Raw genomic sequence first — 14,798 nt, forward strand, 5'->3', positions numbered from 1 at the left:
GCGGCCTTTGCGCTACTTCACAGTTGCAACCCTCGCACGGCGGCGCGAGGGATCAGGCGCTCACAGCTCGGCCACGCCCTTCACGCGTTCGGGCGCCTTCGCCAGCGGCACGACGGCGATGGGCGCCTCGACCGCGCGGCCGTGGAAGCGGTCGAGCAGGTCCTTCCACTGCGCGCGCACTGTCACGACATTCGCCAGCTTCACGTGGCCGTAGCCGCGGATGCCTTCCGGCAGGCGGGCGAGCTTGATCGCGAGGTCCAGCTTCTCCGCGCTCAGGCCGGCGAGCAGCTCATCGACGAGGGCTTCGTAGTCGCGGATCAGTTGGCGCTCGATGCGGCGTTCCTCGGTCCTGCCGAAGAGGTCCAGCGCGCCGCCGCGCAGGCCCTTGAACTTGGCCAGCGTCTTCAGCGCCTTGAAGGTCCACGAGCCCAGCTCGACCTTCTTCGCGCGGCCGTCGGCGCCGGGCTTGGCGATCAGCGGCGGGGCCATGTGGAAGCTGAGGTGATCCCAGTCCTCGAACTGCGCCTTCAGCGCGGCCTCGAACTTGCCGTCGGTGTACAGGCGCGCGACCTCGTACTCGTCCTTGATCGCCAGCAGCTTCGCGTAATAGCGCGCCACCGCCTTGGTCAGGCGCAGGCCCTTGCCGGCCTCGCCCAGCGCCGCTTCGGCCGCGCGAACGCGTTGCACCAGCGCCTCGTAGCGCGACGCGTAGGCGGCGTCCTGGTACTCGGTCAGGAAGGCCTTGCGGCGCGCGATCAGGCCGGGCTGGCCGTCCTTGTCGTCGAGCTGGTCGAAGTTGAACCACTGCACGGCCGAGCCAGCCTGCTCGCCGGCCAGGCGGCGCAGCGCCTCGGGCGCGGCGATCGCCAGGCGGCCCAGCGCGAACGCCGTCTTGTTGTTCTCCACCGCCACGCCGTTGAGCTCGATCGCGCGCATCAGCGCCTCGAAGGACACCGGCACCAGGCCGCGTTGCCAGCACGCGCCCAGCATCACGATGTTGCTGGGCATGGTGTCGCCCATCAGGCGCTGCGCGATGTCCTGCGCGTCGATGCTGGCCAGCAGGTCCTGGCCCTCGCCGACGGCGTGGCGCATCTTGGCCAGCAGCGAGTCCGCCTGCAGGCTCGCATCCGGGTTGCGGACGAAGGCGGCGGTCGGCAGCTCATGCGTGTTGGCCAGGATCACCGTGCGGCCGGCCTTCACCGTCGCGAGCGCGTCGGCGCTCGCGCCGACGACCATGTCGCAGGCCAGCAGCACGTCGGCCTGCTGCGTGTCGATGCGGACCTGGTTCAGCAGGTCCTGCGTCGGCGCCACGCGCACGAAGGACAGCACCGCGCCGCCCTTCTGCGCGAAGCCCATGAAGTCCAGCACCGAGCTCTGCATGCCCTCCAGGTGCGCGGCCATCGTCACCAGCGCGCCCACCGTCACCACGCCGGTGCCGCCAACGCCGGTGACCAGCATGTCGAACGGGCCGGTCCACGCCCAGGGCGAGGGCGGCTGGATCGCGGCGATCTCGCGCGCCAGGTCCGCGGGGCCGAAGGCCGCGCCGGCGCGCTTCTTCAGCTTGGCGCCATGCACCGACACGAAGCTCGGGCAGAAGCCGTTCACGCAGCTGAAGTCCTTGTTGCAGCTGCTCTGCTCGATCGCGCGCTTGCGGCCGAAGTCGGTCTCCACCGGCACCACCGACAGGCAGTTGCTGGCCTGGCCGCAGTCGCCGCAGCCCTCGCAGACCGACTCGTTGATGAAGATGCGCTTGTCCGGGTCGGGGAACTCGCCCTTCTTGCGGCGGCGGCGCTTCTCAGCGGCGCAGGTCTGGTCGTAGATCAGCACCGTCACGCCCTGGATCTCGCGCAGCTCGCGCTGCACCGCGTCGAGCTCGCTGCGATCGTGGAAGGTCGTGCCGGCGGGGAACAGGCCGTGATGGCCGTCGTACTTGCCGATCTCGTCCGAAACCACGACCAGGCGCTTCACGCCTTCGGCCTCGACCTGGCGCGCGATCTGCGGCACCGAGGTCTGGCCGTCGACCGGCTGGCCGCCGGTCATCGCCACCGCGTCGTTGTAGAGGATCTTGTAGGTGATGTTGGCCTTGGCCGCGATGGCCTGCCGGATCGCCAGATAGCCCGAGTGGTAGTAAGTGCCGTCGCCCAGGTTCTGGAAGACATGCTTCTCGGTCGTGAAGCGCGAGTGCGCCGCCCAGTCCACGCCCTCGGCGCCCATCTGGATCAGGCCGGACGTGCCGCGCTCCATCCAGCTCGCCATGAAGTGGCAGCCGATGCCGGCCAGCGCGCGCGAGCCCTCGGGCAGCTTCGTCGAGGTGTTGTGCGGGCAGCCCGAGCAGAAATAGGGCTGGCGGCGCACTGCGTCGGCGCTGTTGGACAGCAGGCAGGGCGTCAGGAAATCGACGACCAGATGGCGGCGGTCCAGCGCCGGATTCAGCCGCGCCAGCCAGTCCGCGACGGTCGGCATGATGCGCGACGGCCGCAGCTCGCCGAGCGCGCTCAGCACCGCCGCCCCGTGTTCATCGGACTTGCCGACCACGCGCGGACGCTGCGCGTCGGGCAGGTGATAGAGCAGCTCCTTGATCTGGCGCTCGACGACGGGTGCCTTCTCCTCGATCACCAGCATGTCGGTCAGGCCCTGCGCGAACTCGCGGATGCGCGTCGGCTCCAGCGGATAGACCAGGCCGACCTTGTAGACCCGCACGCCGGCCGCGGCCAGCGCGTTCGGGTCCAGGTCCAGGCGGCGCAGCACCTCCATGAAGTCGTAATGCGCCTTGCCGACGGTCACGATGCCCAGCGATGCGCGCGGGCTCACCACGATGTGCTTGTCGATCGAATTGATCTTCGCGAACGCCAGCACCGCGTCGATCTTGTGCGCCAGGCGCGACTCCAGCTCCAGCGACGGCAGGTCCACCGAGCGGATGTGCGGGTCGGTCGGCGGCTTGTGGTCGACCGGCAGCTCGAAGTCCAGCGGCACCGCGTCCAGGTCGACGGTCATGCCCGACTCGACCACTTCCGAGATCGCCTTGAACCCGACCCACGCGCCCGAGAAGCGCGACAGCGCCCAGCCGTAGAGGCCGAACTCCAGGTACTCGGCCACGTTGCCGGGATGCACCAGCGGCATCGACCAGGCCTGCAGCGCGAGGTCGCTCTGATGCGGGGTCGAGGAGGACACGCAGCCATGGTCGTCGCCGCAGACGACGAGCACGCCGCCCTGTTTCGCGGTGCCGTAGACGTTGCCGTGCTTGAGCGCGTCGCCGGAGCGGTCCACGCCGGGGCCCTTGCCGTACCACATCGCGAAGACGCCATCGACGGTGCGCTTCGGATCCAGCGCCACGCGCTGCACGCCCAGGCAGGCGGTGGCGGCGAGGTCCTCGTTGATCGCTGGCAGGAAGTTCACCTGCGCCTGGTCGAGAAACTTCTTCGCCTTCCACAGCTGCTGGTCGACCATCCCCAGCGGGCTGCCGCGATAGCCGCTGACGAAGCCGGCGGTCCTCAGGCCCTGGCGCTCGTCCTGGGCCTTCTGGGCCAGCAGCAGCCGCACAAGGGCTTGCGTCCCGGTGAGGAACACCTGGCCGGACTGGGCGGCGAGGTTGTCCGAAAGCTGGTAGGCGCGCAGGGCCGGCGAGGCGGCAGGACGGACTTCGGTCATGGCTTGTCTCCCCAACGGGAAGAGCCGGCCGGCAGGACCGGTCGGCTCGAATGTATGAATGAGGAGATTCTTTCCTAGACAATCGGCAGTTTCTTGCTCCGTTTGCTCGCTGCATTGCAAGGATCGATAGGGACATTCTCAAAAGAGGCGGATATGGAGAACGAACGTTTCGACCGGGCGACGCGCCTGATCCTGGAGGCGCTCCAGGCCGACGCCCGCCAGAGCACCCAGCAGCTGGCCGACAAGGTCGGACTCTCGGCGACGCCAGTCTGGCGGCGCGTCAAGGAGCTGGAGGAGCGCGGCGTCATCCGCCGCCATGTCGCGCTGGTGGACCGGGAGCAACTGGGGCTCTCGATCTGCGTGCTGGCCAATGTCAGCCTCGTCCGGCACACCGAGGGCGCGGTCGAGGCCTTCGAGGCGATGGTCGCGGGCAGCCCGGAGATCGTCGAATGCCAGGCCATCACCGGCGAGGCGGACTACGTGCTGAAGATCGTCGCGCCCGACATGAAGGTCTACGACCAGTTCCTGCAGAGCAAGGTCTTCAGGGTGCCCGGCGTCGCGAGCGTGCGCAGCAACGTCGTGCTCCGCGAGGTCAAGTACGAGACCGCCTACCCGGTTCCCTGATCGCCTCCCACGCCACCACCACCTCCATCCCACCGCCACGCCCCGTCTCCCGCCTCCGCCTCCCGCGGACCTCTTCCTGGAAGGCAGCGAGTGGCGATGGGGCCGGAATGATGCGAGGGGGTCCAGGAGGGAGCCCCCTCGCGTCGTGGAGAGCCCGCGCTTGGCCCTCCGGAGTTAGGCGTTCTCCTCAATGGCCCCCACCGCCTCCCCATGCCATCCTCCCCCGCATGTTTTCCGTCTACGGCACCTCTGGAAAGATCCTGACCGGTGGACTGGAGCAGGTCCGTGACCTCGCGCCGGTGCAGGCCGTGGCCCGCACCCGCGCGGTGGCGCCGATCGCGCGCCAGGGGGATCTGACGCCGTCGACTGTCGTGCTGGCTGGGGTGGGTCAGGGCGGTGCCGGGGGCGGGATGGCGAGCGGCGCGTCGGCCTATGTCGCGCACGAGGCGCTGGCGGCCTATGCCGGCGACACGCAGCGCCAGGTGCTCACGCAGGTGCATCAGCTGATGAGCCGCAAGCTGATCAGCGTCATGTCGGGCGCCCCGCTGCGGAGCGCGATGCGGATGATGTCGCGCGCTGGCGTTGCGCAGGCGCCGGTGCTGGGTCCGATGGGCGAGGTGCGCGGCCTGGTGTCGCGTGGCGATCTCACGCGGGGTTTGGCGGACGACCTCGACGAGATCGCCGAGATGATGGTCATCGCGCGGCGCCTGGGCGCGCCGGTGGATGACGTGATGTGGACGCCGGTGCCGGTGGCGCAGCCGGACACGCCGTTGCGCGAAGCGGCGCAGCTGCTGCTGGACCTGGGGCTGCCTGGCTTGCCGGTCGGCGACGACAACGGCCATCCGATCGGCTTTCTCTCACGCAGCGACCTGCTTCGCGGCATGACGCACGAGCCGCCGCTGGACCTGTGGACTTGAGCGCGCGCCCGGACCGTCGGCGCGGCGGGGTCAGTACTTGCGCATGCCCCGCTCGGCTTCTTCCTGCTCGATCGCCTGCAGCGTGCGCCAGTCGGTGCAGACGAACACGCCGTCCTCGATGATCCGGTCGGGCAGGGAGCCATCGCCCCGGGCGATCCGGCCGTCCTTGCAGACCAGCGCGCCGCGCGCCTGTCCCTGCTCCGTCAGCGCCTTGCCGACCGCCATCGAGTCGCGGGTGTAGAGCGCCAGCACCAGCAGCGCGAACAGCACGCCCAGGATCAGCACCACGCCGACCATGACGTCGCTCACGTCACGCAGCGCCGAGGCCTGCGGGGCTGCGGCCTGCGCCCGCGGCGCGGCGGCGAAGCTGGCGCCGTCGCCGCGGGAGGACGACGACGGACGCGCGGTGCCGGACGAGCCGGACCGCGAGGGAGCGCGATGGAAGCCGGGCGAGGGACGGGTGGTGGCCATGTTCATGAGACGGATCGCTTTGCCAAGAACGGACGGCAGCAAGGACGGGCCGCGGACGGACGAAGCGAAGGCTACAGGCGCGCCGGCCAGTCGCTGAGTTAAATGCAGGACTCCTCACCAAAAATGCACGGGTGACCCTTCCCCTTTCCGTTGGTTACACCAGTTGCAGAACTAAGATTTCCGGCTATTGAAAGCGGCGCTCCAGACCGCTCCCCAGCGCCAGTGTCGATGGCGCCCGCACCGCGCCGGTGCCATCCGCAACCCCGCGTTTCCTTCGCGCCCACCCACCGCGATCCGCCGCCATGTCTCAATCCGAATCCCCGCTCACGGCCGCTGCGCATCAGGCGCTGCACAAGCTGTCCCAGGAGCTGCCGGATGCCTGCGAGCGTCTGGACTACGTCAAGCGCATGACCGACCAGGCCGCCAGCAAGGTGCTGGGCATCGTGGAATCGGCGCAGGAGGATGCGCAGGCGGTGGGCCGACAAGGGCATGAGTTGTCCGAGTCGCTGCAGCGGCTGGCGGCCGCGCCGGACCTGAGCGTCGAGCGGGCGCGCGCGATGATGCGCCTGTGCGCGGCCTACGCGGCCGGCGCCGCCGGTTTCGCGGATCGGGTGAAGGGACTGCAGACCGAGATCATGATGGCCCAGGACTTCCAGGACCTGTCCGGCCAGGTGATCAACAAGGTGCTGGCCATGCTGCGGCCGGCCGAGGCGCCGCTGCAGCAGCTGCTCGCCACGCACGACCATGTCGAGCCGGCCGCCGCCGCGACGCAGGAGCAGCTCGCCGGCGTGCAGACGCCCGACAAGGCGCTGCAGCAGGACGACGTCGACGCGCTGCTGGCCGAGATGGGGTTCTGATCCCCGTCGCCGCGGCGCTCAGGACCAGAGCAGCGGATCGACCTCGTAGAAGCGCCGCAGTTCCCCGTAGAGCGCGGGATGCGCTTGCGCCAGCGCCCACGGCTGACCGAAGAAGCGCTCGCTCGCGACCGCGAAGAACTCCGCCGGCTCGGTGGCCGCGTAGCTTCCCAGCGGATCGGGCTCCCCCGCCGCGAGCCGCGCGCGCAGCAGGTCGAAGCTCTGCTGCATCACCGCCGCCCAGCGCGCCTGCCGCGCGCGATTGCCCAGCCAGGGCGCGCCATTGGCCCATCCCTTGACCTGATCGAGCTGGTGCGCGAACTCGTGCACCGCGACGTTGTGGCCGCGCTCCGGCAGCGAGGCGTCGCGCAGCACGTCGTCCCAGGACAGCACGACCTGTCCCTCGCCCCAGGATTCGCCGCTCAGCACCTGGCGGTCCTGCATCTGCAGCGGGCCTTGATGACGCACGCGATCGACGATGAAGGCGCCGGGATAAACCAGCACCGTGTGCAGCTTCGGGTAGTAGCCGCGGGCCCGGCCCAGCAACGGCAGCGAGGCCAGCGCGGCGATGGTGACGCGGACCTCGTCGGTGATGACCTGGCCGGCGCAGCCGATGAAGGATTTTTCCGCCAGAAAGACCTGCATCTGGCGCTTGAGCTTGAGCTGCAGGTCCGCCGGCAGCCGCGCCGCCTGCGGCACGTTGCGGCGCAGGATGGCGCGCCACGCGGCCGGGAAGGCCTTCGCCCGCAGCGCGGCCCGGCGCCGGGCCTGCCGCCAGGGCTGGCTCAGCAGCCAGAAGCACAGCAGCGCGGCGGTCAGCGCGAGGAAGATCAGGGCCATGGCTTCGGCGCCTGGGGCGCGTCGCATCGAAGCTTCGAACATGCGCTCAGGGAGCGATGTTTTCAAGAGCGGGCCAGGTCTTGCGCCCGCTTGTGGGTGGGGCGACGGGCGCTTCGCCCGATGCTCGAACACATCTGCGGCGTCGGCGCGACGCTGGGCGCGCGGGCGGGCGATTGACGTCCGACGGGCAGCGGCGCATGTCGGTTTCCAGCGGCTCGCCCCGGACAATTTCGGCCTGGGCGGCGCCGGCTTGAGCGCTCGATGAAGCGCGGCGCGCGGCGCTCGCCCACAGGCACACACGCATCAAGAGGGAGGGCGGCGGACGGTCGGGAAGATCGGGCGCCGTCGGGCGATTTGAAGTTTTCGGAAGTACAGGCGACGCCGCTCAGGACGTCGCCGTTCGATGTCAGTCCGCTGCAGCAGTACCGCGCCAGGATCCAGCAGGAGATGCTGGACGGGCCGCCACCGTCGGTGGTGCTGAAGCTGTCCCCGTTCATCGGGACGGAGGGGCCGCTCCAGGAGATGTACGCGCGCAACCGCGCGGACGTCACCTATGGCCGGCATCCGCTCGGCCAGGAGGCGCCGCCGGCCAGCCGCGTCGAGACGCCGGCCTATTCGCGGGGCACCTACACCGCCGCGAGCTTTCCCGACCTGCAGGTCCAGGTGACGCTGGGGCCCCTGCTCGTCAGCGAGGTGGAGCGCGCCGGCGGCACGCCGCGCGTGCTGGACGTCACCGCCTGAGGCGCCTTAGCATCGCCCGCAGTCGCGTGCGCATGGCGCGCGACGCAGGGAGAGGCAGGAGGCGACCATGGATTCCAACAACCGGCCTCGCTGCTGGACGCGGCGCGTCATCGCGCTGCCCATCGCGGCGGGGCTGCTGATCGGCAGCCTGCCCGCGCGGGCGGCGGACCAGACCATCGAACTGAGCTCGCGCGGCGGCTACCAGAGCCATCGGCTGCCGGACGGCACGACCGAGGTGGAACTCGTGCAGCAGACCGCCGGTGGCTGCCGCTTCGGACGCACCTGGGGCTATGACCTGACAAGCAAGGAGCTGTGGGTCGATGGCGGCTGCAGCGGCCGCTTCAAGATCACGACCTCCGCGGCGGCCAGCGGCGATGGCGCCAGCAGCTCCGATAACTCGAGCAACATCGGCGCGGCGGTCGCGGCGGCGGCGGTGATCGCCGGCATCGCGCTGATCGCCAGCAAGGACAAGGACAAGGATCGCGACCGCGACGACGGCTGGCAGGACGACGGCGGCTGGAATGCGCGCCAGATCCGCGGCAAGGGCGGCCTGTGCCTGGACATCGAAGGCGGCGCCCGGCCGGGGCGCAAGCTCATCGTCTACGACTGCAACGGCGGCGGGAACCAGCGCTTCGAATGGAACCGCGACGGCGAGCTGCGCGTCGCGGGGCTGTGCCTCGATGTCGCCGACCGCAACACCGCCGATGGCGCGCGGGTGATGGCCTTCACCTGCAACGGTGGCGCCAACCAGCGCTGGCGCGCGCGTGGCGGCGAGATCCGCAGCGCCGACTCCGGCAAGTGCCTGGACATCGAAGGCGGCCGCGCCCGTCCGGGCACGGCCGTCATCCTGTATCGCTGCAACGGCGGCGACAACCAGCGCTGGTCGTGGTGATCAGCGCGCGACCGTCTCGGTACGGGCGGCCCGCACGGCCTGGCTGAGCACGGCCAGCACCGCGATCGAATCGTCCCAGGCCAGGCAGGCGTCGGTGATGCTCTTGCCGTACTCGAGCTGCGAGGGATCGTCCTTGCCGGGGCTGAACTTCTGCGCGCCGCCCTTGAGGTGGCTCTCGACCATCACGCCGAAGATGCTGGTGCTGCCGGCGCGGATCTGCGCGGCGATGTCCTTGGCCACGTCCAGCTGGCGCTCGTGCTTCTTGCTGCTGTTGGCATGCGAGCAGTCGACCATCAGCCGGGCGTCGAGCTTGGAGGCTTCCAGGTCCGCGCAGGCGACGGCGACGCTCTCGGCGTCGTAGTTCGGCGCCTTGCCGCCGCGCAGGATCACGTGGCAGTCGCGGTTGCCCTTGGTCTCGACGATCGCGACCTGGCCGTTCTTGTGCACCGACAGGAAGTGGTGCGGCCGCGCCGCGGCCTGGATCGCGTCGGTGGCGATCTTGATGTTGCCGTCGGTGCCGTTCTTGAAGCCGATCGGTGCCGACAGGCCGGAGGCCAGCTCGCGGTGCACCTGGCTCTCGGTGGTGCGCGCGCCGATCGCGCCCCAGCTGATCAGGTCGCCGATGTACTGCGGCGAGATCACGTCCAGGAACTCCGAACCCGCCGGCATGCCCAGGCGGTTGATCTCCAGCAGCAGCTGGCGCGCGATGCGCAGGCCCTCGTCGATGCGGTAGCTCTCGTCGAGGTAGGGATCGTTGATCAGGCCCTTCCAGCCGACGGTGGTGCGGGGCTTCTCGAAGTAGACGCGCATCACGATCTCGAGCGTGTCGGCATGCTGCTCCCGCATCGTCATCAGCCGCTTGGCGTATTCGAGCGCCGCGCCCGGGTCGTGGATCGAGCACGGGCCGATGATCACCAGCAGGCGGTCGTCCTTGCGCTGCATGATGTCGCGGATGCGCTGGCGCGTGCCGACGACGAGCTGCTCCATGGCCGTGCCACGGATCGGGAAAAAGCGGATGAGGTGTTCAGGAGGCGGCAAGGGCGTGATGTCCAGGATGCGTTCGTCGTCGGTCTGGGAGGTCTTGTCCTGCGGCGAATACCAGCGCTCCGCCTGTTGGGCGCTGGGATACGGGGTCGACTTGGCATTCATGGGAATCACGCTTTCTATGAGGGCTGGGGGTGGCGCTCGGGCCCCGGCCGAAAAAAAACCGCCGGGCTTGTGGGCCCGGCGGTTTCTTGAGGATTCTTGGCGCGCTTGCTTATGCGTTCGCCTCTCCTCCGCCGGGGCGGTGCGAGAACCAAAAATAAGCAAAGTAAAACTTCGGTGCGGAACGCATAAGGACCAATAGTGCCTGCGCGGGTCGCGGCGCGTCAAGCGCCGCGAGGGGACGGCCGCGGGTGTGGCGCGACGGCATCGGGCAAGCGAGCCTTCGCGGAACCGTGGGGATGCGCGGCCGGCATGGGGTCAGGCCGTGCCGCCGACGGTCAGGCCGTCGATGCGCAGCGTGGGCTGGCCGACGCCCACCGGCACGCTCTGGCCTTCCTTGCCGCAGACGCCGACGCCGGTGTCCAGCTGCATGTCGTTGCCGATCATGCTCACGCGGGTGAGCGCGTCCGGGCCGTTGCCGATGATGGTTGCGCCCTTGACCGGGTACTGGATCTTGCCTTTCTCGACCCAGAAGGCCTCGCTGGCGGAGAACACGAACTTGCCCGAGGTGATGTCGACCTGGCCGCCGCCGAAGTTGGTCGCGTACAGGCCCTTGTCGATGCTGGCGATGATCTCGGCCGGATCCTTGTCGCCGCCCAGCATGTAGGTGTTGGTCATGCGCGGCATCGGCACGTGGGCGTAGCTCTCGCGGCGGCCATTGCCGGTGGGGGCGACCTTCATCAGCCGCGCGTTCATCGCGTCCTGGATGTAGCCCTTGAGGATGCCGTCCTCGATCAGCACGTTGCGCTGCGAGGCGCAGCCCTCGTCGTCGACGTTGAGCGAGCCGCGGCGGTCGGGGATGGTGCCGTCGTCCAGCACCGTCACGCCCTTGGCCGCGACGCGCTGGCCGATGCGCCCGGAGAAGGTCGACGAGCCCTTGCGGTTGAAGTCGCCCTCCAGGCCGTGGCCGACCGCCTCGTGCAGCAGCACGCCGGGCCAGCCCGGGCCCAGGACCACGGTCATCTCGCCGGCCGGGGCCGGGCGCGACTCGAGGTTGGTCAGCGCCGCGCTGACCGCCTGCTCGACGTAGGACGCGATCATCTCGTCGGTGAAATAGGCCAGGCCGAAGCGGCCGCCGCCGCCGCCCGATCCCACTTCCCGGCGGCCGTCGCTCTCGGCGATCACGGTCACGGACAGGCGCACCAGCGGCCGCACGTCGGCGGCCAGGGTGCCGTCGGCGCGCGCGATCAGCACCACCTCGTGCTCGGCGGCCAGGCCGGCCATCACCTGCTTGACGCGAGGATCCTTGGCGCGGGCCAGGCGCTCGGTGCGCTCCAGCAGGGCGACCTTCTGCGTGCTGTCCAGGCTGGCGATGGGATCCGCGTCGCCATAGAGGGCCCGGCTTCCGGACACCACCGGCTCGGCCGGCACCTTGACGCGTTTGCTCTGCCCGGCCGACGCGATCGCGCGCACGGTGCGCGCGGCGTCGAGCAGCGCGGCCTCGGAAATGTCGTCCGAATACGCGAAGGCCGTCTTCTCGCCCGCGACGGCGCGCACGCCCACGCCCTGGTCGATCGAGAAACTGCCGCTCTTGACGATGCCTTCCTCCAGGCTCCAGCCCTCCGCGCGGGTGGTCTGGAAGTAGAGGTCGGCGTCGTCGACGCGGTGCTCGGTGATCAGCCGCAGCGCCTGCGACAGCGACGCGTCGGTCAGGCCGAAGGGTTCGAGCAGCTGGGCACGGGCGGTGACCAGGCGGGCGAGGGTGGGTTCGCGCGAAATCATCGGGCGATTGTAGGCATCGCCCATGACGGCCGGGGGCCGGGCGCGGCGGCCGACCCTGCCGCGAGGATGGGGACCGGGCGGCCCCGGGGTGGAGGGCTGGCTCAGTCGGAGCGGGCGCCGGTGTCGGTGTCGGAGTCGGTATCGCCGTCGCCGTTGGCATCGCCCCCGGCGTCCTGCTTCCAGGCCAGCGCCAGCTGGTACAGCGCCTTGCGCGATTCGCCGGTCAGCTCCGCGGCGAGGGACGCCGCCTGCTTCAGCGGCAGCTCGCGCATGAGCACGCGCAGCGTGCGCTGGGCGTCCTCGGGCAGGCCGGCTTCGCCTGCCGGCGCGGGCGCGGCATGCAGCACCAGCACGAACTCGCCGCGCTCGCGCTGCTTGTCGGCCGCCATCCAGGCGGGCAGCGTGGCGCAGGGCGCGGTGTGGATGGTCTCGAACTGCTTCGTGACCTCGCGGCAGATCGTCAGCGTCTGTTCGGGCGCGAGCTCGGCCAGCAGCGCGATCAGTTCCTGGATCCGATGGGGCGCCTCGAACAGCACCTGGCTGTGGGGCGCGCCGGTCAGCGCCTGCAGCGCCGCGCGCCGCTCGGCCGCCTTGGTCGGCAGGAAACCCACGAAGCGGAACCCCTGGGCGCGGGCGTCGCCGGCCACGCTGAGCGCCGCTACCGCGCTGCTCGCGCCGGGCAGCGGCATGACGCGCACGCCGGCGCGCGCGGCCGCGGCCACCAGCACCGCGCCCGGGTCCGAGATCGCCGGCGTGCCGGCGTCGCTGACGTAGGCGATGCGCTCGCCGGCGAGCAGGCGCGCGACCAGGCCTTCCGCCGCCTGCTGCTCGTTGTGCTGGTGCAGCGCCAGCAGCGGCTTGTGCAGGCCGAGCCAGCGCAGCAACTGAGCGCTGACGCGCGTGTCCTCGCAGGCGACGGCGTCGACCAGCCCCAGCACGTGGATCGCGCGCAGGCTCAGGTCGGCGAGGTTGCCGATCGGGGTCGCGACGACGTAGAGCGTGCCGCCCGGGAATTGCTGATGACCGGCCGCGGCGGAAGCGGCGGCGATCAGCGAGGCGGACGGGGACGTCGACATGTTCAAGAAACTCTCCATCGGACGGGACGGCGCGGATGCGCAGGCACGGGGCGCCGGCGCCGAGCAGCGCGCCCTGGACTACCTGAGGCGGCAGGGGCTGCGGCTGGTGGCGCGCAATTATCGGGTCGCGCGCGGGCCGTCCGCGCGGGGCGGGGAGGTCGACCTGATCCTGTGGGCGCGGGACGGGACGCTGGTGTTCGTCGAGGTGCGTGCCAGGGAACGCGATGCGCATGGCGGTGCGGCGGCCAGCGTGACGCGGGCCAAGCAACGGAAGGTGATCTTCGCGGCGACATGTTTCCTGCGCGCGCTGGCGGAGATCCCGCCTTGCCGGTTCGACGTGGTGGCCATCGATGGCGATCGCGTCGAGTGGCTGCAAGGGGCCTTCGACGTGCCGGCCGAGCACTGAGCTCTGCGGCGGCCGATGGCCGTGCAGCACCCTTTATCATCCGCGCTCATGTTGGAACAACGCATACAACAACAATTCTTCGAGAGCGCGGACCTGCTCTACCAGGTCGCCGAAGGGCTGTCCCGCCCGCTCGCCGTCGCGGCGCAGATGATGGTGGACGCGCTCACCGCCGGCGGCCGCGTGCTCACCGCCGGGCTCGGCACCTCGGCGGCGGACGCGACCTACATGGCCTCGCTGCTGTCCGGCCGCTTCGAGCAGGAGCGCCCCGGCCTCGCCGCCATCGCGCTCGACGCTCAAGCCCAGGGCTACGCCGATCCCGCCTCCGCGCTGATGCGCCAGATCCAGACCTTCGGCCATCCCGGCGATCTGCTGCTGCTGTACGAGGCGCAGGCCAGCGGCGCGGCCGCCGCGCTGCTGCAGGTGGCGCATGCGCAGGAGATGAGCGTGATCGTGCTCAGCGGCACGCAGGACGACGACTGGCGCGGCACGCTGCTGGACACCGACGTGCAACTGCGCGTGCCGCACAGCCGCTTCGCGCGGGTGGCGGAAGCGCACCGCCTGCTCTCCCACTGCCTCAGCGACGCGATCGACCTGCAGCTGCTCGGCGCGGGCGAATGACCCTCCTCCCGACCTTGAAGGACCTCCCGATGACCTCCGTGACCCGAAGCTCCCGCCGGACCCGCCGCCTGATCCTTGCCGCCGCGCTGGGCGGCGCGTTGCTGCAGACCGCCTGCGTGCCGCTGATCGTCGGCGGCGCGGCGGTGGGCAGCGCGATGGTGGCGACCGACCGGCGCACGTCCGGCACGCAGCTCGAGGACCAGGGCATCGAGCTCAAGACCGCCAACCGCATCCGCGAGCAGCTCGGCGACCGCGTGCACATCAACGTCAACAGCTACAACCGCATGGTGTTGCTGACCGGCGAGACCCGCAACGACGAGGACCGCGCCGCGGTCGAGCGCATCGCGCAGGGCGTGGAGAACGTCGGCAACGTGCTCAACGAGGTGGGCGTGGGCATGCTGAGCTCGCTGTCCAGCCGCGCCAACGACGTGGCCATCGCCGCCAAGGTCAAGGCCAGCCTGGTCGACGCGAAGGACCTGATCACCAACGCGTTCTACGTCGTCGTCGAGCGCGGCAACGTCTACATCATGGGCCGGGTGACCGAGCGCGAGGCCACCCGCGCGACCGAGATCGCCCGCGGCGTGCGCGGCGTGCAGAAGGTGGTGCGCGCGATGGAGATCATCAGCGAGGCCGAACTGGCCGCGATGGGCCAGGCCCAGCAGCCGGCCAAGCCGAAGAGCACGCCCTGAAACGCGCCGATGCCGGCCGACGCGCCGGCCGCCCCGCCCAGCAAGGGACCGCCACGCGGTCCCTTTTTTCTTGGCGCGACGGGGCCCGTGATTT

General features: G+C 70.4%; 14 protein-coding genes. 8 read left to right on the plus strand and 6 right to left on the minus strand.

The window, feature by feature from the left end:
* Positions 1–60: 60 nt before the first annotated feature.
* Complete coding sequence (locus BM393_RS01050; RefSeq protein ID WP_091720366.1) at positions 61–3,648, minus strand: indolepyruvate ferredoxin oxidoreductase family protein; 3,588 nt, start codon at positions 3,646–3,648, stop codon at positions 61–63.
* 153 nt (positions 3,649–3,801) lie between these two features.
* Between BM393_RS01050 and BM393_RS01055 the strand changes: the two genes are divergently transcribed.
* Both BM393_RS01055 and BM393_RS01060 read left to right on the plus strand, forming a co-directional pair.
* A complete protein-coding gene (locus tag BM393_RS01055) occupies positions 3,802–4,272 on the plus strand; it encodes an Lrp/AsnC family transcriptional regulator (protein ID WP_091720369.1) in 471 nt (156 codons plus the stop codon).
* A 227-nt stretch (positions 4,273–4,499) separates the two neighbouring features.
* Entirely contained in the window at positions 4,500–5,189 is a 690-nt protein-coding gene (locus BM393_RS01060) for an HPP family protein (RefSeq protein ID WP_175538140.1), read from the plus strand.
* Positions 5,190–5,219: 30 nt separating this feature from the next.
* On the opposite strand, the gene BM393_RS01065 is transcribed toward BM393_RS01060, so the two are convergent.
* Positions 5,220–5,666: a hypothetical protein gene (locus tag BM393_RS01065; RefSeq protein WP_091720377.1), complete on the minus strand. Its 447-nt coding sequence runs from the start codon at positions 5,664–5,666 to the stop codon at positions 5,220–5,222.
* Between the two features lie 296 nt (positions 5,667–5,962).
* Between BM393_RS01065 and BM393_RS01070 the strand changes: the two genes are divergently transcribed.
* Positions 5,963–6,517, plus strand: coding sequence for a protein phosphatase CheZ (locus tag BM393_RS01070; RefSeq protein WP_091720381.1), 555 nt, complete (start codon positions 5,963–5,965; stop codon positions 6,515–6,517).
* An 18-nt stretch (positions 6,518–6,535) separates the two neighbouring features.
* Here the strand turns inward: BM393_RS01070 and BM393_RS01075 are convergent, their stop codons facing one another.
* On the minus strand, positions 6,536–7,354 hold the full coding sequence (locus BM393_RS01075) for a zinc-dependent peptidase (protein ID WP_091724900.1): 819 nt from the start codon (positions 7,352–7,354) through the stop codon (positions 6,536–6,538).
* A gap of 354 nt (positions 7,355–7,708) precedes the next feature.
* Here BM393_RS01075 and BM393_RS01080 point away from each other — a divergent pair, with 354 nt between their 5' ends.
* Together BM393_RS01080 and BM393_RS01085 are read left to right on the plus strand one after the other, a co-directional pair.
* Positions 7,709–8,095 carry a hypothetical protein gene (locus BM393_RS01080; RefSeq protein WP_141225185.1) on the plus strand — a complete coding sequence of 129 codons (387 nt, stop codon included), beginning with the start codon at positions 7,709–7,711 and terminating at the stop codon, positions 8,093–8,095.
* Between the two features lie 67 nt (positions 8,096–8,162).
* Positions 8,163–8,987, plus strand: a complete 825-nt coding sequence (locus BM393_RS01085) for a lectin (protein WP_091720389.1) — start codon at positions 8,163–8,165, stop codon at positions 8,985–8,987.
* Here the strand turns inward: BM393_RS01085 and BM393_RS01090 are convergent, their stop codons facing one another.
* From BM393_RS01090 to rsmI, 3 genes are all read right to left on the minus strand, one after another.
* Complete coding sequence (locus BM393_RS01090; RefSeq protein WP_091720392.1) at positions 8,988–10,136, minus strand: 3-deoxy-7-phosphoheptulonate synthase; 1,149 nt, start codon at positions 10,134–10,136, stop codon at positions 8,988–8,990.
* Between the two features lie 315 nt (positions 10,137–10,451).
* Positions 10,452–11,915 (minus strand): metalloprotease TldD, encoded by a 1,464-nt coding sequence (gene tldD, locus BM393_RS01095; RefSeq protein ID WP_091720397.1) that lies wholly within the window; start codon positions 11,913–11,915, stop codon positions 10,452–10,454.
* A 101-nt stretch (positions 11,916–12,016) separates the two neighbouring features.
* Entirely contained in the window at positions 12,017–12,991 is a 975-nt protein-coding gene (rsmI, locus tag BM393_RS01100) for a 16S rRNA (cytidine(1402)-2'-O)-methyltransferase (protein ID WP_091720401.1), read from the minus strand.
* Here rsmI and BM393_RS01105 point away from each other — a divergent pair.
* The 3 genes from BM393_RS01105 to BM393_RS01115 are packed head-to-tail and all read left to right on the plus strand — an operon-like array spanning position 12,990 to position 14,704.
* Positions 12,990–13,397: a YraN family protein gene (locus BM393_RS01105; protein WP_091720405.1), complete on the plus strand. Its 408-nt coding sequence runs from the start codon at positions 12,990–12,992 to the stop codon at positions 13,395–13,397. The two genes, rsmI and BM393_RS01105, sit on opposite strands and share 2 nt — an antisense overlap.
* Before the next feature lie 48 nt (positions 13,398–13,445).
* Positions 13,446–14,015: an SIS domain-containing protein gene (locus tag BM393_RS01110; protein WP_091720410.1), complete on the plus strand. Its 570-nt coding sequence runs from the start codon at positions 13,446–13,448 to the stop codon at positions 14,013–14,015.
* 29 nt (positions 14,016–14,044) lie between these two features.
* Positions 14,045–14,704 (plus strand): BON domain-containing protein, encoded by a 660-nt coding sequence (locus BM393_RS01115; protein ID WP_091720414.1) that lies wholly within the window; start codon positions 14,045–14,047, stop codon positions 14,702–14,704.
* Positions 14,705–14,798: the final 94 nt, after the last annotated feature.

The organism is Mitsuaria sp. PDC51, assembly GCF_900113225.1.
Classification (GTDB): Bacteria; Pseudomonadota; Gammaproteobacteria; order Burkholderiales; family Burkholderiaceae_C; genus Roseateles.